Source organism: Nonomuraea sp. LPB2021202275-12-8, from assembly GCF_037044575.1.
Classification (GTDB): Bacteria; Actinomycetota; Actinomycetes; order Streptosporangiales; family Streptosporangiaceae; genus Nonomuraea.
Genome location: NZ_JBAHWD010000020.1, coordinates 1 through 22,684, shown reverse-complemented (window position 1 = coordinate 22,684; position 22,684 = coordinate 1). Strand labels below are relative to the sequence as shown.

The following is a 22,684-nucleotide window of genomic DNA, read 5'->3' as shown; positions in this document are numbered from 1 at the left end:
CCGATACAGGCAGCTTTAAGATCGACTCGCGATAAATCTGTGATATGTCAGGAAATTAGCGGTACGACGGATGCTTCCCATCCACACCAGACGAACCAGCCATACTGCCAGTACAGCCAGCAACGCGACCTCCGCGCCCAGCAGCATCCGCTCCACCAGACCGATCATCACCCGCTCCCCAGGGAGCGCCACGTACGTGATCGCCAGCAGCCCGAGACCACCCGCCAGGGCCAGCCACTCCACCACCCGGGCCACCGGCTTCCAGGCCTCGTCGGCCGCGAGCCGCGGCACCAGCAGCGCCCCCGCCGCAGGCAGGCTCACGAACGCCGCGACCGACACCCACCGGTGCACCTGTGCGGCCACCGTCAGGTCCGCGCCCAGCGGTGTGGTCGGGATGACCGCGGCGACGGCCAGCGCCCCCGACCACACCATCAGCAACTTCTCCGGCATCCCCCGGACCGGCGCCCCCGCCGCCCGCAGTCCCGCCAGCAGGGCCAGCGACCCCAGGGCCAGCACCGCCATCGCTACCTCCGTGACGCCCCCGCGGTCGGCCACGGCGTACTCGCTCACGGTCACGTTCATCGGGTCCAGGTAAGGGTCGGGGCCGAGCTGTCCGGCCACCACCCCCACCACCGCGAACATGATCGCGGCGAGCGCGATGAGCGGATAGAGCCTCTTTACTGCGGTCATGGGGAAAGCCTGTCCTCTCCCGCCCCTCAGCACATCCGGCCCCACCCCCGACCCGACCCTTACCCGACCCTGAGCCGCCCGCGATGCGACCCCGACCCGAACGCGACCAAGGCCTCGGCCGGCGTCCGGCGTCGACCGGGTTCGCGGAGGGAATCCCTCGTCCGCGAGGACGGCGCCCGGGGCGCGGACCTGGGGCGGGCACCCCGTCCCTAGAGGGCCGCCAGCTGGGCGGCGGCGCTGGCCAGAAGCATGTCCAGGGCGGTGGGGTAGGCGCTGTCGTTCATGTGGGCGACCAGCAGCTCCGCCGTGGCCGCGATGTGGGGATGGGTGTCCGCGGGCAGGCGGGCGTAGGTCGCCTGCCAGACCTGCTCGTCGGCCTGCCTGGTGGCGGCGGGGAGCGCCAGGGAGGCGGCGTCCAGGACGGCGAAGGCCAGGCTCTGGTCGATGAAGGCGTGGTAGATGCGGACCGCGTCGGGATCGGGGAAGCCGGCCGTGCGCAGGATCGCCAGGATCGTCTCGTCCACCGCGACCTCGTGCGGACGTCCGGCCACCCGGCTGGCCGTCAGGACCGCCGCCTGCGGGTGGGCCAGGTAGGCGGCGTAGATGCTCAGGCCGAGGGCACGCAGGTCCGCCCGCCAGTGGCCGGTGGGGTGCCAGCCGGCCAGCGCGTGCGCGAACAGCTCGTCGGCGATGGCGAGGGTCAGGTCGTCCATGCCCCGGAAGTAGCGGTAGATCGCGCTGGCGTCGGCGCCCAGGGCGAGGCCCAGCCGGCGCGAGGTGAGGCCGGCGGCGCCGTGCTCGCGGAGCATGCGCAGGGCCGTCTCGACGATGAGCTCGTGGGTGAGGACCTGGCCCTGCCGGGTCGGGCGCCGCCGCCGGCGGCCCGCGTCGGGCACTACTCGCTTCGCCATGCTCGTCCTTATGCCAACGCCATTGACGTTGACGATGCTACTGGCCTTTCCTGGATGAGCACCCCCCAAGAGACCAGGAGAGATCATGCGCATTCTGCTTGTGGGCGCCGGTGGCGTGGGGACCGCCGTCACCCGGATCGCCACCCGGCGAGAGTTCTTCGACCATATGGTGGTCGCTGACTACGACCTGTCCCGTGCCGAGGCCGCCGTCGCCGCCCTGGACCCGCGTGAGAGCCGCTTCACCGCGGCCAGGGTCGACGCCTCGGACCAGGCCGCGGTCATCGACCTGCTGAACGAGCACCGGTGCGACGTGCTGCTGAACGCCACCGACCCGCGCTTCGTGATGCCGCTGTTCGAGGCGGCGCTCGCGGCCGGGGCCGACTACCTCGACATGGCGATGTCCATGTCCAGGCCGCACCCCGAGCGGCCGTACGAGCAGGCCGGCGTCAAGCTCGGCGACGAGCAGTTCGCGCGCGCCGGCGACTGGGCCGCCGCCGGACGGCTGGCCCTGGTGGGGATGGGGGTCGAGCCCGGCCTCGCCGACGTGTTCGCCCGCTACGCCGCCGACGAGCTCTTCGACGAGATCGAGGAGATCGGCATCCGAGACGGCGGCAACCTCACCGTCGACGGCTACGACTTCGCGCCGTCGTTCTCCATCTGGACCACCATCGAGGAGTGCCTCAACCCGCCGCTGATCTACGAGCAGGACCGGGGCTGGTTCACCACCGAGCCGTTCAGCGAGCCCGAGGTCTTCGACTTCCCCGAGGGCATCGGCCCCGTCGAGTGCGTGAACGTCGAGCACGAGGAGGTGCTGCTGGTGCCCCGCTGGGTCGACGCCGGCCGCGTCACCTTCAAGTACGGGCTCGGCGAGGACTTCATCGCCAAGCTCAGGACCCTGCACGAGCTCGGCCTGGACCGCACCGAGCCGGTCACCGTGGCGACCGACCACGGGCCGGCCCGAGTCTCGCCCCGCGACATGGTGGCCGCCGTGCTGCCCGACCCCGCCGGCCTGGGCGAGCGGATGCACGGCAAGACCTGCGCGGGCACCTGGGTGAAGGGCACCAGGAACGGCGAGCCGCGCGAGGTCTACCTCTATCACGTGGTCGACAACCAGTGGTCGATGCGCGAGTACGGCTCCCAGGCGGTGGTCTGGCAGACGGCCGTCAACCCGGTGGTCGCCCTGGAGCTGATGGCCGGCGGCGTCTGGAAGGGCGCCGGAGTGCTCGGGCCCGAGGCGTTCGCGCCGCGTCCCTTCCTGGACCTGCTGACGGCGTACGGCTCCCCGTGGGGGATGCGGGAGCAGTGATCAGCCGCGCACGCCCAGGAGATGTTCGAGGGCGAGCTGGTTGAGCCGGCTGAAGTGGTAGCCGCGCTGGGCGGCGGCGTCCGGGTCGAAGCGGTCGGCCGCGAGGTCGGCCAGCGTCTCGCCGGGCGCCAGCGTGGGCTGCGCGAGCTCGTCCACGCGGGAGGCGGCCAGGGCCTCCAGCACCTCGGGATCGGCCCGGAAGCGCCGCGCCTTGTCGCGCAGGATCAGGTAGGTGCGCATGTTGGCCGCCGCCGAGATCCACACGTCCTCGGAGTCCTCGGTGCGCAGCGGCTTGTAGTCGAAGTGGCGGGGGCCGTCGTAGCCGCCGTGCTCCAGCAGGTCCACCAGGAAGAAGGCGCTCTTGACGTCGCCGTGGCCGAACACCAGGTCCTGGTCGTACTTGGGCCCGTGCTGGCCGTTGAGGTCGATGTGGAAGAGCTTGCCCTGCCACAGCGCCTGCGCGACGCCGTGCACGAAGTTGAGGCCGGCCATCTGCTCGTGCCCGACCTCGGGGTTGAGCCCGACCATCTCCGGGTGCTCCAGCTCGCCGATGAAGGCCAGGGCGTGCCCGATCGTCGGCAGCAGGATGTCGCCGCGCGGCTCGTTGGGCTTGGGCTCGATGGCGAAGCGCAGGTCGTAGCCGTGCTCGCGGACGTACGCGCAGAGCAGGTCCATGGCCTCCTTGTAGCGGCCCAGGGCCGAGCGCACGTCCTTGGCGGCGTCGGACTCGGCGCCCTCGCGCCCGCCCCAGCACACGTAGGTGCGGGCGCCGAGCGAGGCGGCCAGGTCGATGTTGCGCATGACCTTGCGCAGCGCGTGGCGGCGCACGTCGCGATCGTTGCTCGTGAAGGCGCCGTCGCGGAAGACCGGATGGGTGAACAGGTTGGTGGTCGCCATCGGCACCTTGAGCCCGGTCTCGCCGAGCGCCTTCCTGAAGGCCGCGATCGCCCTGTCGCGGTCGGGCTCGACCGCGAGCAGGTCGTCGTCGTGGAAGGTCACGCCGTAGGCGCCCAGCTCGGCGAGGCGGTGCACGCTCTCCACCGGGTCGAGCGGCGCCCTGCTGGGGTCGCCGAACGGATCGCGGGCCTGCCAGCCGACAGTCCACAGGCCGAAGGTGAACCTGTCTTCAGGGGTGGGCTCGTACATGACTTCGATGCTCCCCGACAGGGGGGTCCATCACAAGCCTGACGGGTCGCGCCCCACGCTGATTTCCTCGGCGATCCTGCGGAGCTCGGCCACCGCGATGCCGGGCGCCGGAGGGAGCTGTCTCATCAGCGCGTCCATCACCACGGGCACCGGCTGGCCGGCCAGCCTCCCCGCGATGCCGTGGACCGTCCTGAACAGCGCCTCATCGGTGTCGCGCATCCCCGTCTCCTCGTTCGACTACCCGCGCAACGCTACGGCGTGCCCCCGACACTTTTCCGGCTATCGCTCCAGCGTGTTCCGCACGGCCGCGCAGATCTCGCCGAGCCGGCGCACCTGCTCGGGGGTGAGCGCGTCGAACAGGCTGCGCCGCACCTCCTCCACGTGGCCGGGGGCCGCCGCCTCCAGCGCCGCGAAGCCCTCGCCGGTGAGAACGGCGACGTTGCCGCGCCGGTCGTCGGGACAGCGGTCGCGGCGGACCCAGCCGCGCTCCTCCAGCCGGGCGATCGCGTGCGACAGGCGGCTCTGCGAGCTCTGCGCCCGGCCGGCCAGCTCGCTCATCCGCATCGACCGCTCAGGCGCCTCGGACAGGGCCACGAGGATCATGTAATAGGTGTGCGGCATGCCGGCGTCCCGCTGGAGCTGGCGGTCGAGCGCCTCGTTCACGAGCTGGGTCGCGGACAGGAAACTCCGCCACGTGCGCTGCTCGTCGTCGTCCAGCCATCTGGTCACCTCCCCAATTTACTTGAACTCTCATATACTTTGCTGTGAATCCTGTCGAAAGGGGATCACCATGCCCGTGCAGCGGCTCAACCACGCGGTCCTGTACGTCCGGGACGTCAAGCGCAGCGTCGCCTTCTACCGCGAGGCGCTCGGCTTCGAGGTGGTCATGGGCATGGCGGGTGCCGCGTTCCTCCAGGCCGCCGGCTCCACCAACGACCACGACCTCGGACTGTTCGAGATCGGGGCCGCGGCCGGCCCCTCACCGGCGGGCCGCTCCACCGTCGGCCTCTACCATCTGGCCTGGGAGATCGACACGCTCGACGAGCTGGAGCGCGTCGCCGGCAAGCTGACCGAGCTCGGCGCCCTGGTGGGCGCCTCTGACCACGCCACCACCAAGGCCCTCTACGGGCGCGACCCCGACGGGCTGGAGTTCGAGGTCTCCTGGCTGGTGCCCGCCGCGCTGCTCGACGACGAGGTGATCGCCGCGCGCTCCACCATCCGGCCGCTCGACCTCGCCGCCGACAAGGAGAGGTACGGCGGGCAGACGCGCGGCGGCGTGGGAGTTTCCATCCCCGTTTAGGAAGACATCATGGGGTCCAATCGGGTTACCGTGGCATTATCCGATTCCTCTTTTGGAGAACGGTCATGCCGAGGGATCCAGACCACGTGCTCGACGCCATCGACGGTGTCGTCGACGAGTGGGAGACGATGAGCGCCGACGCCATGCGCTGGGCGCCTCCGGAGAACAAGAGCGACGACCTCCTGCGCGAGGTGACCGAGATCTTCGGGCCCCTCGCCAGCGCCCTCACCCAGGCGTTCCGGCCGTTGGGCGACGCCGTGAGCCGCGTCCTGGACAACCTGGTCGACGAATTCGCCGACGGCGACGAGGGGGACGACGAACGGTAGACGGGCGTTGGAGCCCCAACGCGGAGGCGTAAAACCGCCTGATCTTGTCGGTGGCGCCTGCGATAGTGAGGGAGTGGTTCACACCTTCTCTCCCCTCCCCTGCCATGTCCGGCAGCTGCCCGGCGGTGCGATCGAGCTGATGCCGATCGTGCTCCCGATGACGCTGACCGGCGCCCAGCGCCGACACCTGGCCGCCATCCTGCTCGACGGTCTCGACGACGAGCAGGCCCCATCCGGCGCGGAGCTCTGCCTCGCCTGACGGCCTACTCGCCGGCGAGCCTCCACAACTGCATCCCGTAAAGGTCCACGTCGTAGGCCTCGGCGGGCAGGCCCACCTCGCGGTCGCTCGTCAGAAACCTGGCCCGCACCCGCACCTGCCAGAGAGCCTCGCGCACACCCAGGTCCAAGGGGGCGTAGTCATCCAGCTCCCCCTCCTCGAACTCCACGAGGGTCACCACCCCCGAAGGCAGCAGGAGTCGTCCGTCCCAGGTCCGCTGCCAGGCCTCACCGGTGGGCGGCGGCCCGTTCCACACGTCGAGCCGCACATAGCTCCGCTTCCTGAGCCCGGCCTGGAAGAGCACGCTGTTGGCGCCCACCGCGAGCCAGTCGTCGCCGGGCGGGCTGACCTCCTGCCCCCAGGAGGAGACCGTGCCGGGACGCAGGCCCTCCGCGACCTCCTTGTCGAGCACGTAGAAGGGGCCTGTCGTCTGGTGCAGCGCACTGGCCAGGGGCTTTTCCATCGCGGCTCACTCCCCCAACAGCTAATCACAGGCGGTCGCTCAGGCTCCGATCCGGTCCATGGCGGCGTAGCAGGCGAAGAAGGCCAGGGCACCGGCGAGAGCCGGCAGCCCGCTGGGCGTGAGGCGTGTCTCCACTCCGGCGAACTTGTCCGGCGCCGGCCTGGCGAACCGCTGCGACAGGTGCTCCTGCCCGCAGGCCAGGACGTTGACGGCGAACCTCCCGGCCCGCAGGAACGCCTGCGTGCTCGGCGCCCGCTTGGACAGGCACCACAGCACCAGGGCCGGGTCGAGCGAGACGGAGGCGAAGGAGTTCACCGTGACCCCGAGCCGCTCGCCGCCCGGCGCGCAGGCGGTGACGACCGCCACCCCGGTGGCGTAGCGGCCGGCCGTACCTGTTCCTGTAGGCGGCGGCGAAGCGGCCCTGGTGCGGGAAGCCCCAGCGTGCGGCCACGGTGGTGACCGGCGCGGCCCAGCGCATGTCGAGATACTCCGTGGGCGAGGACAGCGAGGCGAGCGACGGGGTGGACACGAACTCCTGGCCGCCGCACCGGATCAGGCTGCTGCCCGCCAGAGGCACCTGCACCAGATAGAACGACTCCAGCTCGCCCGGCTCGATGCGGTCGTCGGCGCCGTAGTCGAGGTAGCTCACCCGGACCGAGCCGAGTTGCGCGGAGTTGAAGCGCGCCGCCAGCAGAGCGGGGTCGCCGGTCAGGTCCAGCCGGTGCGCGCAGAACACCCGCCCCACCTGCTCCCGGACTTCGTCCAGATCCGAGCTGGCGAACAGCGGCGCGTTGTCCAGCAGAACCCTGTGCGCCATGGAGGCCCCTGCCTTCGCGTATCCGGGTGACACGTGATCATCGTCATGACATGAGTCCGCGTTCCAGGTAGAAGTGCACAGACCCGCTGCTCAAGATCGCGGCAACCGGCTCCGGTACACGCTTCTGGCGCGCTCGTACAGCTCCAGGTGGTCGTCGTACTGCTCCTTGGCGTCGAAGTGGCCGTACGCGCGCACCACCGACTCCAGCCGGTCCAGCCAGTCCAGGCACCAGCGGACCCCGCCGCGTCAGGCGACGGCCTTCGATGCCGCAGCAGGAGCCGCCTGCCCCCTACGCCGCTGAGCGGCCGGCCGTGGACTATGGCCGGGCTGTTGGCGCCGTCAGCACATCACGCCGTTGTCAGGGGTCTCGCCCTCGCGGGCCGAGACCGTGACGTTGTACTCGTCGGGGCTCGCCAGGCCGGAGTCCGCGGGGAACCACACGTACGCGAACGTCCGCGCCCCGCCGATGGACCCGGTGTAGCACAGGCTCTTGTCCTGCGGCTCGGACGGGGTGACGGGGGCGCGCCGCCATCCGTACTGGGCGGCGTGCTGTTCGTAGAAGGAGAGCACGTCCGCTCTGGCGCCCGAGAACCGGTAGCTCTGCCCCACGTACACGAACTGGTCGTCGGGCTCGCATCCCGTGGACCGGTCTCCTTGGGGTACGGCCTGGCCCGGCGCCTGGTCCAGGATGGCGAGCGACGTCAGCGCGGGCAGGAGCCGTTCTTCGGCGCCGGCGCAGCCGCTCTCGGAGTCGAGGAACGAGCCCGCCGTGGAGGCGACCACGGCGAGACCGCTCATGCCGATGAGTCCGGCGATGAGCAGCGCGGCGACGATTCGGCGATTCACGAAGCGTGAGCCTAGCCGCCTTCCGCCGGGTGGCGTGGATTCAGGGCTGATACACAGCTGAGCCGTCACGGAGGTGCTGCCACGGCAGTGCGGAGATGTGCCTCGCCCAGGGTTGCCCGGGTGCGCCGGTGTGGCGCGCCGGCTTCCCGGAGGTGTTCCAGCGTGGCGGGTGGCGGCTCGTACACGGCTGGTGAAGTTCCCTTACCTGTATCTGCTGTGGGTGTCCATCCACAGCGTGCTGCTCGGCCGCGCGCCCGGGTTCGACACCGCCAGGCCGCGTGACCTCGCGGAGGCCGAACCTCTGGTATCTCTACGCGCTTGGTATCTCTACGCGCTCGCAGGTGATCGTTCTCAACGGCGGGTCCAGTTCGGGCAAGTCCGGGATCGTCCGGTGTCTACAGGCGGTCCTGCCGGATCCCTGGCTGGCCTTCGGGGTGGACACGCTGATCGGGGCGATGCCCTCGTCCGGGGCGGTGATCGAGGTCACCCCCGACGGCGAGGTGATCGTCGGGCCGGAGTTCAGGAGCTTGGAAGCCGCGTGGATGGAGGGGATCGCCGCGATGGCGCGTGCGGGCGCCCGGGTCGTCATCGACGGGTCCTCCTCGGCGGGGCGGCGTCCCAGCAGCGGTGGCAGGAGGCTCTGGGCGGACTGGACTTGCTGTGGGCCGGCGTCAGGTGTGAGAGCTCGGTCGCCGCGGGACGTGAGGTCGCACGCGGCGACCGGGTCACCGGGATGGCCGTGTCGCAGGCCGAGGTGGTCCACCGGGGCGTGCGCTACGACCTGGAGGTGGACACCACGCGTGACGAGTCGATGGAGTGCGCGCGAACCATCGCCGCTCATGTCACGTGAGGACGTGACCGACATCGTCCTCTGATGGGATCGCGCCTAGAGCCGTGGGCCGAGATACATGCCGCCGCTGGCGTCGAGGACGTGGCCGGTGATCCACCGGGCGTCGTCGGAGGCGAGGAAGGCGACGGCGGCGGCGATGTCGGCGGGCCGGCCGATACGGTCGAGGGCCGTCTGGCCCGCCAGGTACGCCGTGACGCCGGGGACTTCGAACAGTTCCTTGTTCATGTCGGTGTCGGTGGCGCCGGGTGTCACGGTGTTGACGGTGATCTGCCTGGCGCCCAGCGCGTTGGCGAGCGTGCGGCCCATGACTTCGACGGCCGCCTTGGTCATCACGTACGAGGTCTGGACGGGCGTGGCGATCCGGGTGCTGACCGAGGAGACGGTGATGACGCGGCCGCCGTCCCGCAGCAGCGGGAGGGCGCGCTGGAGGATGAAGAACGGCGCCTTGACGTTGACGGCGAAGATGCGGTCGAACGCCTCGGGAGTGGTCTCCTCGATCGGACCGGCCGGTCCGCTGCTCGCGTTGTTCACCAGGATGTCGAGCCCGGCGCACCTGTCGCCGAACGCCGCGAACAGGGTGTCCACGTCGCCGTCCACGCCGAGCTCCGCCCTGATCGCGAACGCCTTGCCGCCGGCCCGCTCGATCGCGGACACGGTGTCCGCCGCCGCGGCGTCGTCGCCGCCGTAGTGCACTGCCACCAGCGCGCCGTCGGCGGCCAGCCGCTCCGCGACGGCCCGGCCGATGCCCCGCGACGCGCCCGTAACCAGTGCCGTCCTGCCGCTCAGATCTGCCATGTCGAGCCTCTCGTCGATTGGTCCGTACGCGAGCAGCCTCGCGGGAGGCGCTGACCGGCCACGCACCGGACGCCGACCGTCACGCACCGCGCGACGCGAGCCGGAGCAGGGCGCGCACCTCCTGCCGGGTCGTGGCCGCGCCTGTGGTGAGGGCCGCGACGACTTCGGCCACCTCTGGATCGTCCGGGTGGTCGAGCGCGATCTGAAGCGCCTGGTGCAGCCGTCGCCGGGCCCCGGCCGTGTCTTCCTCGGCCTGGGCGATCCGGGCCAGCCCGATCAGCGTCCGGTAGCGCGTCCGCTCGGTGCTCAGCGCCCCGCCGGCGCACCCTTCCAGGGCGAGTCCGAACAGGCGGCGGGCCCCGGCCAGGTCGCCGCCGAGTCGCGCGAGCTCGCCGAGCCCCCAGTGCGCACCGGCCAGCGCGTCCGAGGCGCCGGCCGTACGGGCCAGCTCGGCGGCGCGCTCGTAGTCGAGGCGGGCGGCGGCGTGCTCGCCGTCGCGCAGCAGGCCGTACGCCCGCCTGGTCAGCAGATCGGCGGTGTCCTCGGCGGCGCCGAGGCGGGCGAGCAGGGCGAGCGCCTCGCCGGTCAGCGCCCGCGAGCGCGCATGGTCGTCCCGCCGCTCGGCGACCTGGGCCAGCCGGTCCAGCGCGATGGCGATCCCCCACCGGTCACCGGTCGAGCGGAATCCGTCGAGCGAGCGGAGGAACGTCGCCTCCGCCTCGCCGGCGTCGCCGCCGACCAGCAGGCGGTAGCCCTCGCTCAGCCCGATCGTGGCCTGCGCCCACGCGTCGGGGCCGAGCACCCCGGCCCACTCGGCCGGGTCGGTGGCCATGGGCGCGATGGCCATGCCGTACAGGAAGAGGGCGTGCGGTCGCCGCAGCGGGCGGCCACGGGCGATCACCGCCGACTTGGCCTGCTCCAGCTCGGGCGAGGCGGAGTCCGCGACGCACAGGAGATACTCCTCAGCCAGCTCGGCGGGCGGCCCGGCGGGGAGCGCCGCGACGAGTCCGGCTGTCAGCGGCACGCTCTCGTGGCGCAGGCCGCCGAGCCACCAGAACCACGACAGCGCGGCGGCCAGCCGGAGTCCCAGGCTCGGGTCGGTGCGACCGGCCCAGCGCAGTGCGGCGTGCAGGTTGCCCTGCTCGGCGGCGAGCGCGGCCATCCACTCCAGTTGCCGCGCGCCGCGCAGGTAGAGGTCGGCGGTCTCGGCGAGGTCGTGGAAGCAGGTGGCGTGCGCACGCCGTAACGTGTCCTGTTCGCCGGCTTCGGCCAGCCGCTCGGCGCCGAACGCGCGAACGGTCTCCAGCATGGTGTAGCGCCCGCCGGCCGCTTCCACCAGGGACTTGTCCACCAGAGCGGCCATGAGGTCGGCGGTGCCCGGCAGGCCGCAGACGCGCTCTGCCGTCTCCAGGGTGGCGCCTCCGGCGAAGACCGTCAGCCGCCTGGCCAGCACCTGCTCGTCCGGCTCCAGCAGGTCCCAGCTCCACCTGATCACGGCGCGCAGGGTCTGGTGGCGGGGCGCCGCCGTACGGTCGCCACGCGACAGCAACCCGAACCGGTCGTCGAGCCGCGCCGCGACCTCGTGCACCGTCAGCGCCCTCAGCCGGGCTGCGGCCAGCTCGATGGCCAAGGGCAGACCGTCGAGCGCCGCGCAGATCCGCACCACCGCCCCCACGCCGGCATCGTCCACCACGAACGCGGGCGCGGCCCGGTCGGCGAACAGCCGTACGGCCGGATGGCCGAGCGCCTCCTCCGCGGTGACCGCGCGGCCCGGGACGGCGAGCGGGGACACCGCGCACAGCGACTCGCCCGTGATGCCCAGCACCTCCCGGCTGGTGGCCAGCACCCGCAGCCGGGGACACGCGCTGAGCAGCCGCCTGATCAGCCGGGACACCTCGCCGATGACGTGCTCGCAGTTGTCGAGGACGAGCAGCAGCGCACGGTCCGCGAGCCCCGCGACCAGCCGGGCGGCGGGCTCGGGCGACCCCGGCGGGAGCAACCGGGATGCGCGCAGTCCGAGCGCGGCGATCACGGCCTGCGGCACCTCGGCGCCGTGGTCGAGCGGGGCCAGGTCCACGAAGCACACCTCGCCGGCTTGCCGCCGCGCCGCCTCGATCGCCAGCCGGGTCTTGCCCACCCCGCCCGGGCCGGTGAGCGTGACCAGGCGGGCCGTGCCAAGCAGCGCGCCGACCCGCGCCAGGTCCTCGGCGCGGCCCACGAAGCCGGTGAGCTGGGCCGGCAGGCCGGGGCGGGCGGCGGGCTCCGCGCGCAGCACGGCCAGGTGCGCCCGCGCCAGCTCGGCGGACGGATCCGCGCCCAGCTCCTCGGCCAGGGTCCGCCGCGCGTCGTCGAACACGGCCAGTGCCTCCGCCTGCCTGCCCGCGCCGTCCAGCGCGCGCATGAGCTGAGCGCGCAACCGCTCCCGCAGCGGGTGCGCGGCCACCATCGCCCGGAGCTCGGGCACCAGATCCCCCTGCCGGCCGAGCGCGAGCGCGGCCTCGGCCCGGTCCTCGACGGCCGTGACGCGCAGCTCTTCCAGCCGGTCCGCCTCCATCGCCGCGAACGGCACCTCCCGGACGTCCGCCAGTGCCGGGCCGCGCCACATCCGGAGGCCTTCGCCCAGTACATCGGCCGCCTTGTGGAAGTCGCCGGCGGCCAGCGCCTGCCCGCCCTCGCGGGCGAGCCGCTCGAACCGGTGGGCGTCCACGTGGCCGGGGTCGATCGCGAGCCGGTACCCCGCGGGATTGAACTCGATCTCCGCGCTCAGCCTGCGGCGGAGCCTGGACACCTGCGACTGCAGGGCGTTCGCCGCGGCGGGCGGCGGCATGTCGCCGTACAGCGCGGCGACCAGGCGCTCCACGCTGACCACCCGGTCCGCGTCCACCAGCAGCAGGGCGAGCACCGCACGCAGCCGCGGCCCGCCGGTGGGCGTCCGGACGCCGTCGCTGGACCAGGCCTCCACCGGGCCGAGGATGCCGAACCGCACGCCGCCCATTCTGGCTGGCGGCGCCTGCGGCCGCGAGGGCGGGCCCCCGCCCATGCCCGGACACCGTGGCCACGTAGGCTGCTGGGGAGCGAAAGCGGAGGCAGGCACGATCATGCACTCGGGGGATTCGCGGCTCGACGAGGCCGCTGCGGTCTTCGTCGACCTGCGTCCCCGGCTCTTCGGCATCGCCTACCGCATCCTCGGCAGCGCGGCGGAGGCCGAGGATGTCGTGCAGGAGGTCTGGATGCGGTGGCAGAACACGGACCGCACCGTCGTCCTGGACCCGGCCGCGTTCCTGGCGACGGCGACGACCCGCCTGGCGATCAACGTCGCGCAGTCCGCCCGCTCGCGGCGGGAGACGTACGCCGGTCCGTGGCTGCCCGAGCCGGTGGACACCAGCGCCGACCCGGCGATGGGCGCCGAACGCGGCGAAGCGCTGGAGCTGGCGGTCCTGTTCCTCCTGGAGAAGCTGACGCCCACCGAGCGGGCGGCGTACGTGCTGCGGGAGGCGTTCGACTACCCGTACCAGCAGATCGCGGCGATCCTCCAGCTCGGTGAGGCCAACACCCGGCAGCTCGTCAGCCGTGCGCGCAAGCGCATTGCCACCGAGCGGCGTGAGCCCGTGAGCTCGGCGCAGCACCGCCGGCTCCTGGAGGTGTTCGTGGTCGCGGCCCGTACGGGCGACCTCGCCGCGCTGGAGGAGCTCTTCGCCTCCGACGTCGTCAGCTACTCCGACGGCGGCGGCGCGGTGCGCGGGGCCTCGCACATTCCGGTGCTCGGGCGTGTCCGCGTCTCGAAGGTCGTGGTGGCGTTCGCGCCCCGGTTCTGGCCCGGCTCCGAGATCGAATGGGTGGACGCGAACGGGCGGCCCGGGGTGCTGGTGTCGCACGATGGGACCATCACCGCCCTGCTGACCATCGGCGCTTCGGACCAGGGCATCGATCAGCTCATGTGGGTGATGAATCCCGCCAAGCTGGCCGGGTTCTCCCGATAACCCGACGTCACCGGGTGAGTGCGGTGGTGCATCTCCTGGCTGCAGGCCGTACACAGGCGTCCTTTACACTCCTCGGTCGTGATCGACCAGCATTTGTCGCCAGAACGTGCGGATAGTCGCCCTGCCAGCCACGACGCCCCTCCGTCTGACACGGATTCCGGCGGAGGGGTCATGGGGCTGATCGAGCGGATCGGCTCGATCGTGGCGCCGATCGCCGTCGCCCTCTACGCCGTGCTCTACATCGGCATGGAGCAGATCTACGGCATCTTCGGCATCAACCCGCAGCAGGCGGGGATCGATCAGTCGGTCCTGCTCGGCCGGCTCATGGGCACTCTGGTCCTCCTGTTGCTGGTGCTCATCCCGGCCGTCTGCCTGATCGTCGGAATCTGCTGGCTGATCGACAAGGTGACCGTCGGCTTCACCTGCGGCGACCTCGCAGGCAAGGAGTGATCCGGGCGCGGGTTTGCCTTGACGCCGGTGACAACGTTCTAGCGTGGCCACGATGCGACGGCAGTGCGGCCATCGCGGTGCACCGGAGGAACGACGATGAAGTTCGGGATCAGCTACAACACGGCCTACAACGGCGTCGACCCTGAGAAGATCACGGCATACGCCCGGCATGCCGAGGACTGCGGCTTCGAGTCGCTGTACCTGCCGGAGCACCTCGTGCTCTATCCCGGGGCGATGTTCGGGCCTTACGAGATCCCGCCGTCGCTGCCGTACGCCGATCCGCTCGACTGCCTGACCTTCGTCGCGGCGGCCACCCGGCGGATCCTGCTCGGGACAGGTGTGCTGCTGCTGCCCTACCACCATCCGGTGGCCCTGGCCAAACGCCTGGCGACCATCGACGTGCTGTCCAAGGGGCGGATGCGGCTGCTGACCGTGGGGCTCGGCATCCTGCCGGGTGAGGCTCGGGCCGTGGGGGTCGACTTCGGCACCCGCGGCCGCCGGGCCGACGAGGCGATCGACGTGATGCGCCTGCTCTGGGGCGGCGGCGAGGACGGCGTCAGCTACGCCGGGGAGTTCTTCGCCTTCGACGACGTGTGCATCTTCCCCAAGCCCCACGGGGTCACGCACCTGCCGATCCACATCGGCGGATCGAGCCGGCCGGCGGCCCGCCGGGTCGGTCGCCGCGGCGACGGCTACTTCCCCGGCGGCGCGCTCGATCTGGACGAGCGCGCTCTCCAGATGGACCTCGCCCGGTCGACCGCCGCCGAGGCGGGCCGTGACCCGCGAACGCTGGAGTACACGCGGTGGGGGTCGACGGACATGACCGTCGAACAGGTCGAGGCACTGGCCGCGCAAGGCGTGACCCGCGTCGTCGTGAACACCACCACCACCGAGCCGGACCGGCAACGCGAGGAGATGTCGGCGTTCGCCCAGCGGTTCGGGCTGGCGGTCAGTCCTTCTCCGGGTTGAGCAGGCCGCGCCGGAAGGCGACGGCGACCGCCGCCGCGCGGTCGTTGACGCCGAGCTTGGCGTAGATGTGCAGCACGTGGGTCTTGACCGTGGCCTCGCTGATGAAGAGGCGTGCCGCGGCCTCGCGGTTGGTGTTGCCCTCGGCGATCAGGCGCAGGATCTCCAGCTCCCGCGCGCTCAGCGGGTCGGCGGGAGCCCGCACCTGGCCGAGAAGCCGGGTGGCGACCGAGGGGGAGAGTACGGCCTCGCCCCGCGCCGCCGTGTGGACGGCTCGGACGAGGTCCTCGCGGCGGGTGTCCTTGAGGAGGTAGCCGGTGGCTCCGGCCTCGATGGCGGGCAGGACGTCCTTGTCGGTGTCGTACGTGGTGAGGACGAGGACGCGTGCCGTGCTGCCCAGCCTGGCGAGCTCCTTGATGGCCGTCACGCCGTCCATCGTGGGCATGCGCAGGTCCATGAGGATCACGTCGGGGTTCAGTGTCCGGGCGAGTTCGACGGCCTCCGCGCCGTCTCCGGCCTCGCCGAGCACCTCGAAGTGCGGGTCACCGGCGAACATGCCGCGGATGCCGTCGCGGACGATGGGGTGATCGTCGGCTATCAGCAGCCGGATGGGGGCTTCAGGCACGCAGTGTCTCCCGTGGGATGGCGGGGACGCTCGCGGATATCGCGGTGCCCGCGCCGGGTTCGGACTCGATCTCCAGGGTGCCCGCCAGGCGGCTCACCCGCTTGCGCATCGACGTCAGGCCGAAGCCGCCGCCGTCACGGACCCGCTCGGGGTCGAAGCCGCCGCCGTCGTCGCGCACGTCCAGGGCGACCACGTCCTCCATGTACGACAGGGTCAGCCCGACGCGGGTCGCGCCTGCGTGTTTGGCCACGTTGGCGAGGGCCTCCTGGGCCGTGCGGAGCAACGTTTCCTCGACCTCCGGATGTATGGGGCGGACCGGACCAGTCGTCATGACCTCCGCGCGTACCGCGTTGAGGCCGGACCATTCCGCGGCCACAGCGGTGAGCGCGGCGGGCAGCGGGGTCGACTCCAGAGGGCCGGGACCGACGGCGTGGATGGACCTGCGCGCCTCGGCGAGGCTGTCCCGCGCCAGGCGGGTGGCGTTGTCGATGTGACGCAGCCATTCGTCCTCGTCCGCCTTGGCCTGGGTCGCCGCCTGAAGCTGGGTGATGATGCCCGTCAGTCCCTGCGCGAGGGTGTCGTGGATCTCCCCCGCCATGCGCTGCCGTTCGTCGAGCACCCCCGCCTCCCGCGCCTGGACCAGCAGTTGCGCGTGCAGGCCCGCGTTCTCCCGCATCGCCTCCTCGAGCTGCGCCACCATCCTCTTGCGCTGGGCGCTGCGCTCGATCGTGATGTCGCCGACGAAGCTGAACAGGCCGACCAGGGCCACGATGGCGCCGGTGAAGAACAGGTAGGTGAGGATGCCGGACGGGGTGGGGTCGGGCGGCCCGCCGCTGTAGGCGGCGACGCTGACCGCCGCCGTGGCGGCGACCCCGGCGAACTTCCACTTCCCGTTGAGGTCCCGCCACGAGTGGAGGTATCCCGTGAAACCGAAGAAGGCCACGAACCACAGCCCGCGCGTGCCGAGCGCCGCGATCAGGATGACCAGCCCGGTGACGTAGAGGGCTTTCATCGGGCCGCGCCCCATCAGCCAGATCCAGGCGGCGGCGAGCGCGGCGAGGCCGAGCGTGGCGAGGCGGTGGCTCCACGGCCGCTCGTCGATGAGCCAGTGGAGCGCCGTGGAGATCACGAGGAGGACGTACGGCGCGGCGGCCATCTGGTGCTCCAGGCGCCTCTCCCACTGGTCCAGACGCGTGTCCGCCGTCGTCAAGCTCACTCCCAACGAAAGAACCTGGCCGCCGCGGCGCTGATGATCACCGCGTACGCGGCCATCACGCCCAACAGGAGGAGGCTCGGAGAGCCGCCCGCCCAGACATCCTGAAGAGCCTGCCTAAAAGCCCCCAAAGGGGTGTACTCGCCAATACGGGCCAGGATAACCGGCATCAGATGCGGGGGCTGCATCAGACCTGCGAGGAAGGCCATCGGGAAGTACAGCAGGACGCCGATGCCGTTGGCGGAGCGCCCGTTCGACGCGACGGCCGCGATGAGCAGGCCGATGGCGAACATCGCGGCCGTGCCGAGCAGGAAGGTCACCACGACCGGCAGCGCCCTGGTCGGCAGATGAGCGCCGAGTACGGTGCCGGCGACGACCAGCAGTAACGTGCAGGCGGTCAGCGCGAGGACGAGCTGGAGGATCAGCTGCACCACCAGCATGGTGGCGGGCCGTACCGGAGTGGTGGAGAGCCTGCGCAGAATGCCCCGTTCGCGATAGGTGGCCATGGTGGTGGGCAACATGTACAGCGCCACCAGCCCCACGGCGATGGCCAGCGACATCGGCAGGAGCAGGGTGTCTCCCGGCTCGATCGAGCTGCCGAAGATCACCAGGATGAACAGGGGAATGAGGATCGTGAACATCGATCCCGGCTCCCTGACCAGCAGCTTCAGTTCGACGGTGGTGAGTTTGGCAAGGATGGTCATCAGCGTGTCCCGTCAGTGGTCGGAGGAGAACGAGCGGCCGGTCAGGGCGACGAACGCGTCGTCGAGGGTGCGCGTGTCGATGCGCAGATCGCTGACCAGGACGTGATGGCGAGCCAGCTGGGCGGTGGCGGCTGAGGCGAAGTCGCCTCGGCCCGTGACGACCACCCGGTTCCCGGTCCTGATCACGCTGGACACGCCAGGCAGTTCCTTGAGCAGACCGACCGGGTCGCCGGGGTCCCCCGCCATCAGCGTGAACTTCATCTGCCGCTCGGCGTCGACCCCGTCGATCAGCCCCGCCGGGGTGTCGATCGCGACGATGCCACCGCGGTCGAAGACGGCGACCCGGTCGCAGAGCTCCTCCACCTCGTCCATGAAGTGGCTGACCAGAACCACCGTCACGCCGCTCGCGCGCACCTGCTTGATCAGCTCCCAGGTGGCCCGGCGGGCCTGCGGGTCGAGACCCGTGGTCAACTCGTCGAGAAACGCCACCCTCGGGTTGCCCACCAGCGCCAGCGCGATGAACAACCGCTGCTTCTGGCCTCCCGACAGCTTCCCGAAGCGGGCATTGCGCTTGTCGGCCAGCCCCCACTGGTCCACCAGCTCACGCCAGTCGCGCGGCTTGGCGTAGAAGGCGGCATAGAGGTCGAGCGCCTCCCAGACCTTGATGTTCTCCGGCAACTGCGTGTGCTGGAGCTGCACGCCGATCCGCTCGCGCAGCGCGCGCCTGTCCTTGGTCGGGTCCAGCCCGAGCACCCTGATCGACCCGCCGTCCGGCCGCCGCAGCCCTTCCACGCATTCCACGCTGGTGGTCTTGCCGGCGCCGTTGGGGCCGAGGATGCCGAAGATCTCACCCTCCTCCACGGAGAACGACACCCGGTCCAGAACCGTCAGATCCGCGTACCTCTTGCTGAGGTCGGTTACCTCGATGACTGCCATGGCTCAAGCATCTTTCGCCGGCGCTCGCGGCGAATCGACCTGGCGGCCATGATCGGCCGCGGATGCGGCTGACCGGAGGATCCACCGTTCGGTGGATGGCGAGCAAGTCATCCGGGGTGATTGGCGGTGATGCCTGACTCTGGTTGCGGAGGACCCGCCGCGGCCCGGCGGGTCTCGGAGTGGGCGGCCGACCTTCCCGACGTCTCACCGGTCGAGATCTGCGCCTGACCGGAGGCGGCGGCACAGCTGGGTGACGGTCAGGAGCTCGTGAGGATGACCAGTTGCTGGGTCGCCCGGGTCATCGCCACATAGCGGTCGACCGCTCCTTCGATGCCCTTGCCGAACGCCTCTGGGTCGACGAGGACGACCAGGTCGAACTCGAGGCCCTTCGACAGCTCCGGCGTCAGCGACCGGACGCGGGACGTCGTCCGGAATGTGGGATCGCCGATGACGCACGCGATCCCGTCGGCGTGTGCGGAGAGCCAGGTGTCGAGGATCGAGCTCAGATCCGAAGCAGATCCGTGAACGACGGGGACGTCGCTGCTGCGGATGGAGGTCGGCACGTTGGCGTCCGGGAGCACGGCCCGGATGACCGGCTCGGCTTCCGCCATGATCTCTTCCGGCGTCCGGTAGTTGATGCTCAGGGCCGCCAGGTTGATCCGGTCGAGCCCGATCCGCTCGAGCCGTTCCTGCCACGACTCGGTGAACCCGTGCCTGGCCTGGGCACGGTCCCCGACGATGGTGAAGCTCCGGGACGGGCACCGCAGCAGCAACATCTGCCACTCCGCGTCGGTCAGCTCCTGGGCCTCGTCCACGACGATGTGCGCGAACGGGCCGGCGAGCAGGTCCGGGTCGAGGGTGGGCAGCTCGGACTCGTCGACCAGATTTCGCTGGAGGTCCTCCCGGCGCAGCTGTGTCACAAGGCCTTCGCCGTCGTCATCGGCCTCGATCAGGGAGTCGACGACCTGGGCCATGCGCTCGCGCTGGGCGGCGAGAGCCGCTTCCTGCCGGCGCTTACGTCGTGACGCCTCCGGGTCCCCGAGCCGCTGCCGTGCCGCGTCCAGGAGCGGCAGGTCGGACACCGTCCAGGCCTGGGCGTCAGCGCGCTGCAGCTTTCCGACGTCTTCCGGGCTGAGCCACGGAGCGCACATCCGCAGGTAGGCGGGCACCGTCCACAGGTCTCCTACGAGGTCGGCCGCTTCGAGCAGCGGCCAGGCGCGGTTGAAGGTCGTGAGCAGCTCCCTGTTCTGCAGCAGCGACTTGCGGAGCAGGTGAGCCGGGGCGCCCTCGTCGTGCTTGTCCATCAGGATCGTGAGCAACTCCTCCCAGATCTGGTCGCGCGCGTCGTTGTGCGGAGTACCGGGTTCTGCCGCGCCGAACGCCTCGGCCCAGTCGTCGGTGCTCAGCCAGATGTCGGACCAGTGGGTCGTGACCGTCATCCCCTTGGTGGGCGGGTTCTCGTAGAACCTGACGGCCGGCTCGATCGCCTTCACCAGGTTCGCGGACGACTTCAGGAGCGCCACGTCCGGGTCGGCCTCGACCGCCGCTGCGGCTCCCTCGGTGACGAGGTCCCGCAGGGTGCAGGTCTGCACGCCCTCCTCTCCGAGGCTGGGCAGGACGTCGGCGACGTAGGCCAGGTAGGGCTGGTGCGGACCGACGAACAGCACGCCGCCCCGGCGGTGACCGAGGCGAGGGTCGGAGTAGAGGAGGTAGGCGGAGCGGTGCAGAGCGACGACGGTCTTCCCCGTACCGGGACCGCCGTCGACGACGAGAGCGCCGCGGGATCCCGCGCGGATGATGGCGTCCTGGTCGGCCTGGATGGTGCCGAGCACGTCTCGCATCCGGGGCGACCGATTGCCGCCCAGGCTGGCGATGAATGCGGACTGGTCGTCGAGCGCGGCGTGCCCCTCGAACCCGTCCGAGGTGAACACCTCGTCCCAGTAGTCGCTGATCCGGCCGCGGGTCCAGCGATACCGGCGGCGGCTTGCCAGGCCCATCGGGTTGGCGTGGGTGGCTCCGAAGAACGGCTCGGCCGCGGGGGAACGCCAGTCGAGCAGCAGCCGACGACCCGCGCTGTCCGTGAGGCCGAGTCGTCCGATGTACACGGGCTCGGGGTTGTCCGCGCTGACCATGTGTCCGAGGCACAGGTCCAGACCGAAGCGACGCAGTGCGCGCAGGCGAGCGGTCAGCCGGTGGACCTCCAGATCCCGGTCCAGCGCCTGCCGGCCTCTGCCGCCGGGCGCCATGCGCTCGGCGTCGAGGCGGTCGGACAGGTCGGCGATCGACTGCTCGAGGCTCTCCGCGATGGCCGCGAAGTGCTGCTCGTCGCCGGCGATCAGCCCGGGGTCGGCCTTGAGGGTGAGGTTGTCGGGAAGGTCGAACGCGCTGGTGGTCAAGGAATTCACGTCTTCAGCTCCGATTCTGGGTTCCTGGCTCGGCGGGTCCACGTGGTTCATGCGGACACCGGCGGCCTTTCTCGGCTGATCGCGTCGAGCAGCAGCTTCGCGGCCACCGTCGCCCCGTCGGCGCGGATCGTGCCGGCCACGGCGGTCGCTCGTGCACGGGTCTCGGGGGTCAGGGCCGTCCTGAGCACGGCCGACAGGGACTCGGTCGTCGGAGCCGGACCGTCGTGTGCCGTGCCGATGCCCAGGTCGGCCACCCGGCCGGCCCAGTATGGCTGGTCCGCCGCCTGGGGTATCACCACCTGAGGCGCGCCGGCCCGGGCGGCGGTCGTCGTCGTGCCCGCGCCGCCGTGATGCACGACGGCGGCCACCCGGCCGAACAGTGCCTGCTGGTTGACCTCGCCGACGACGAAGCAGTCGTCCCGGTCGTCGATGAGAGCCAGGCCGGCCCAGCCGCGGGCGAGGAGCACGCGGCGGCCCTGCGCGCGGATCGCCTCGATGGCCACCTGGGCGGCGTCCGCCGATGCGCGCATGGGCATGCTGCCGAAGCCCACGTACACCGGTGGTGTGCCGGCGTCCAGGAACGCCACCAACTCGGCCGGGAGCGGGCGAGCGTCAGGCAGGATCCACGCCCCGGTCTGTACGACGTCGAGGTCCGGCGTCTCCTGCCACGGGTCCAGGATCGGGTCCGTCGCCAGCCACGGCCGGTCGCCGATGACGTGGTCGCGAACGCTGTCCACCGGAGGCAGGCCGATCGACGCCCGGTTGGCGTTGAGCGCCTCGCCGAACAGCGCGTCGATGCTCTGGGCGTCCAGCTCCCACAGCACCCGGTTGTCGGTCACGTCCGGCGGGAACGGCCGGCCCGAATACGCCAGCGGCGGACGGTGCGGCGACGGCAGGGTGAGCTGCTGGAAGGTCACGGACACCGAGCGGATGCCCAGTTTCTCGGCCACCGACCGCGCACCGGCCGCTGCCGGCACCATGCCGGTCGCCACCAACAGGTCACATCCTTCGGCCGCCGCGGGAACCACGTCGAACAGGCCGGTGATCAACTCGGCCGCGCGCCGGGGCAGGGATGACGGCGGCGGCGCCGCGGTCGTCAGCGCGCGCGCCGACAGGCCGACCGGCACCAGCGGCACGCCGACACCGGCCAGCAACTCCGCGAACTCCTCGTCAGGCGGCGCGCACACACGCACCTCCGCGCCGAGCTCCCGCAACCGCATCGCGAGTCCCACGACCGGTTCGACGTCCCCGCGCGACCCATACGTCGACAACAACACCCGCACTTTCGCATCCCCCATTACGCAGCTTTCTGGCCTCGGCCGACGATTCTGCGGCACGACCCGGGTCTTGCCGCAAGCCCCCCGGTGCGCTATACGTTGAGAGTGGAAAGGAGCGGGTACTCCCCTTTCCCGTCATCCTCCTGCTGTGGACGGACAACCTCCTGCGCAACGAGTAGTTCTGCGTCCTGGGGCAGTGAAGCCGTCAGGCACCGCGATCATAGGAGTTGACGAGTTCTCCTGGCTGTGGGACGATGAACACGGCACCGAGGGTTGACGCTTATAGTACGTGTAGACACCCGTTTGTAATTTGCGTTATGCTGCTCCCTCGCGCTGCCTCTCGCGCCCCGGATTCTGTCGGGGCGTTTGGCGTGCGCGCAGTTCGATTCCATCCGTGCCTT

22 protein-coding genes and 3 pseudogenes are annotated in these 22,684 nt (G+C 71.2%); 8 read left to right on the top strand and 17 right to left on the bottom strand.

Annotated elements, in window-relative coordinates:
• Nucleotides 1-15 precede the first annotated feature (15 nt).
• Both V5E28_RS30375 and V5E28_RS30370 read right to left on the bottom strand, forming a co-directional pair.
• The gene (locus tag V5E28_RS30375; protein WP_336211954.1) at nt 16-690 is read right to left on the bottom strand and encodes a DUF998 domain-containing protein; all 675 of its coding nucleotides are present in this window, start codon (nt 688-690) and stop codon (nt 16-18) included.
• A gap of 209 nt (nt 691-899) precedes the next feature.
• Nucleotides 900-1,601 carry a TetR/AcrR family transcriptional regulator gene (locus tag V5E28_RS30370; protein WP_336211953.1) on the bottom strand — a complete coding sequence of 234 codons (702 nt, stop codon included), beginning with the start codon at nt 1,599-1,601 and terminating at the stop codon, nt 900-902.
• An 85-nt stretch (nt 1,602-1,686) separates the two neighbouring features.
• On the opposite strand from V5E28_RS30370, the gene V5E28_RS30365 reads away from it, so the two are divergent.
• Nucleotides 1,687-2,907 (top strand): saccharopine dehydrogenase family protein, encoded by a 1,221-nt coding sequence (locus V5E28_RS30365; RefSeq protein WP_336211951.1) that lies wholly within the window; start codon nt 1,687-1,689, stop codon nt 2,905-2,907.
• Here V5E28_RS30365 and xylA read toward each other — a convergent pair whose 3' ends face one another.
• The 3 genes from xylA to V5E28_RS30350 are packed head-to-tail and all read right to left on the bottom strand — an operon-like array spanning nt 2,908 to nt 4,782.
• On the bottom strand, nt 2,908-4,053 hold the full coding sequence (gene xylA / locus V5E28_RS30360; protein ID WP_336211949.1) for a xylose isomerase: 1,146 nt from the start codon (nt 4,051-4,053) through the stop codon (nt 2,908-2,910). It abuts the gene before it with no gap.
• A 30-nt stretch (nt 4,054-4,083) separates the two neighbouring features.
• Nucleotides 4,084-4,272 (bottom strand): hypothetical protein, encoded by a 189-nt coding sequence (locus V5E28_RS30355; RefSeq protein WP_336211947.1) that lies wholly within the window; start codon nt 4,270-4,272, stop codon nt 4,084-4,086.
• A gap of 60 nt (nt 4,273-4,332) precedes the next feature.
• Entirely contained in the window at nt 4,333-4,782 is a 450-nt protein-coding gene (locus V5E28_RS30350; protein WP_442945888.1) for a MarR family winged helix-turn-helix transcriptional regulator, read from the bottom strand.
• A 61-nt stretch (nt 4,783-4,843) separates the two neighbouring features.
• On the opposite strand from V5E28_RS30350, the gene V5E28_RS30345 reads away from it, so the two are divergent.
• The 3 genes from V5E28_RS30345 (at nt 4,844) to V5E28_RS30335 (ending at nt 5,938) form a co-directional block, all read left to right on the top strand.
• Nucleotides 4,844-5,353, top strand: a complete 510-nt coding sequence (locus tag V5E28_RS30345; protein WP_336211945.1) for a VOC family protein — start codon at nt 4,844-4,846, stop codon at nt 5,351-5,353.
• Nucleotides 5,354-5,418: 65 nt separating this feature from the next.
• Nucleotides 5,419-5,679: a hypothetical protein gene (locus V5E28_RS30340; protein ID WP_336211943.1), complete on the top strand. Its 261-nt coding sequence runs from the start codon at nt 5,419-5,421 to the stop codon at nt 5,677-5,679.
• Nucleotides 5,680-5,752: 73 nt separating this feature from the next.
• Nucleotides 5,753-5,938 (top strand): hypothetical protein, encoded by a 186-nt coding sequence (locus tag V5E28_RS30335; RefSeq protein ID WP_336211941.1) that lies wholly within the window; start codon nt 5,753-5,755, stop codon nt 5,936-5,938.
• Nucleotides 5,939-5,942: 4 nt separating this feature from the next.
• Here V5E28_RS30335 and V5E28_RS30330 read toward each other — a convergent pair whose 3' ends face one another.
• The 4 genes and pseudogenes from V5E28_RS30330 to V5E28_RS30315 form a co-directional block, all read right to left on the bottom strand.
• Nucleotides 5,943-6,419 (bottom strand): hypothetical protein, encoded by a 477-nt coding sequence (locus V5E28_RS30330; protein WP_336211939.1) that lies wholly within the window; start codon nt 6,417-6,419, stop codon nt 5,943-5,945.
• A gap of 39 nt (nt 6,420-6,458) precedes the next feature.
• Nucleotides 6,459-6,791: pseudogene (locus V5E28_RS30325) on the bottom strand (flavin reductase family protein); the annotation flags it as partial.
• Nucleotides 6,760-7,236 (bottom strand): annotated as a pseudogene (locus V5E28_RS30320) (hypothetical protein); the annotation flags it as partial. The pseudogenes V5E28_RS30320 and V5E28_RS30325, both read right to left, overlap by 32 nt.
• 339 nt (nt 7,237-7,575) lie before the next feature.
• A complete protein-coding gene (locus V5E28_RS30315) occupies nt 7,576-8,082 on the bottom strand; it encodes a hypothetical protein (RefSeq protein WP_336211936.1) in 507 nt (168 codons plus the stop codon).
• Nucleotides 8,083-8,360: 278 nt separating this feature from the next.
• Here V5E28_RS30315 and cpt point away from each other — a divergent pair.
• A pseudogene (gene cpt / locus V5E28_RS49680) lies at nt 8,361-8,932 on the top strand (chloramphenicol phosphotransferase CPT).
• Nucleotides 8,933-8,968: 36 nt separating this feature from the next.
• On the opposite strand, the gene V5E28_RS30300 reads toward cpt, so the two are convergent.
• Nucleotides 8,969-9,727: an SDR family oxidoreductase gene (locus V5E28_RS30300; RefSeq protein ID WP_336211930.1), complete on the bottom strand. Its 759-nt coding sequence runs from the start codon at nt 9,725-9,727 to the stop codon at nt 8,969-8,971.
• Nucleotides 9,728-9,806: 79 nt separating this feature from the next.
• Nucleotides 9,807-12,713, bottom strand: coding sequence for a BTAD domain-containing putative transcriptional regulator (locus V5E28_RS30295; RefSeq protein WP_336211928.1), 2,907 nt, complete (start codon nt 12,711-12,713; stop codon nt 9,807-9,809).
• 112 nt (nt 12,714-12,825) lie between these two features.
• On the opposite strand from V5E28_RS30295, the gene V5E28_RS30290 reads away from it, so the two are divergent.
• From V5E28_RS30290 to V5E28_RS30280, 3 genes are all read left to right on the top strand, one after another.
• A complete protein-coding gene (locus V5E28_RS30290) occupies nt 12,826-13,707 on the top strand; it encodes an RNA polymerase sigma-70 factor (RefSeq protein WP_336211927.1) in 882 nt (293 codons plus the stop codon).
• 171 nt (nt 13,708-13,878) lie between these two features.
• Nucleotides 13,879-14,157, top strand: a complete 279-nt coding sequence (locus tag V5E28_RS30285) for a hypothetical protein (protein WP_336211924.1) — start codon at nt 13,879-13,881, stop codon at nt 14,155-14,157.
• A gap of 96 nt (nt 14,158-14,253) precedes the next feature.
• The gene (locus V5E28_RS30280; RefSeq protein ID WP_336211922.1) at nt 14,254-15,126 is read left to right on the top strand and encodes an LLM class F420-dependent oxidoreductase; all 873 of its coding nucleotides are present in this window, start codon (nt 14,254-14,256) and stop codon (nt 15,124-15,126) included.
• Here the strand turns inward: V5E28_RS30280 and V5E28_RS30275 are convergent.
• The 6 genes from V5E28_RS30275 to V5E28_RS30250 form a co-directional block, all read right to left on the bottom strand.
• Nucleotides 15,107-15,748 carry a response regulator transcription factor gene (locus tag V5E28_RS30275; protein ID WP_336211920.1) on the bottom strand — a complete coding sequence of 214 codons (642 nt, stop codon included), beginning with the start codon at nt 15,746-15,748 and terminating at the stop codon, nt 15,107-15,109. The genes V5E28_RS30280 and V5E28_RS30275 overlap by 20 nt on opposite strands.
• On the bottom strand, nt 15,741-16,964 hold the full coding sequence (locus tag V5E28_RS30270) for a sensor histidine kinase (RefSeq protein ID WP_442945893.1): 1,224 nt from the start codon (nt 16,962-16,964) through the stop codon (nt 15,741-15,743). Before V5E28_RS30270 ends, V5E28_RS30275 begins: the two co-directional genes overlap by 8 nt.
• A complete protein-coding gene (locus V5E28_RS30265) occupies nt 16,961-17,665 on the bottom strand; it encodes an ABC transporter permease (RefSeq protein WP_336211918.1) in 705 nt (234 codons plus the stop codon). The genes V5E28_RS30270 and V5E28_RS30265 overlap by 4 nt, the downstream gene beginning before the upstream one ends.
• Before the next feature lie 12 nt (nt 17,666-17,677).
• Complete coding sequence (locus tag V5E28_RS30260; protein WP_336211916.1) at nt 17,678-18,601, bottom strand: ABC transporter ATP-binding protein; 924 nt, start codon at nt 18,599-18,601, stop codon at nt 17,678-17,680.
• A 257-nt stretch (nt 18,602-18,858) separates the two neighbouring features.
• A complete protein-coding gene (gene helR / locus V5E28_RS30255) occupies nt 18,859-21,006 on the bottom strand; it encodes an RNA polymerase recycling motor ATPase HelR (protein WP_336211914.1) in 2,148 nt (715 codons plus the stop codon).
• Between the two features lie 47 nt (nt 21,007-21,053).
• On the bottom strand, nt 21,054-22,289 hold the full coding sequence (locus V5E28_RS30250) for a glycosyltransferase (protein WP_336211912.1): 1,236 nt from the start codon (nt 22,287-22,289) through the stop codon (nt 21,054-21,056).
• Nucleotides 22,290-22,684 lie beyond the last annotated feature (395 nt).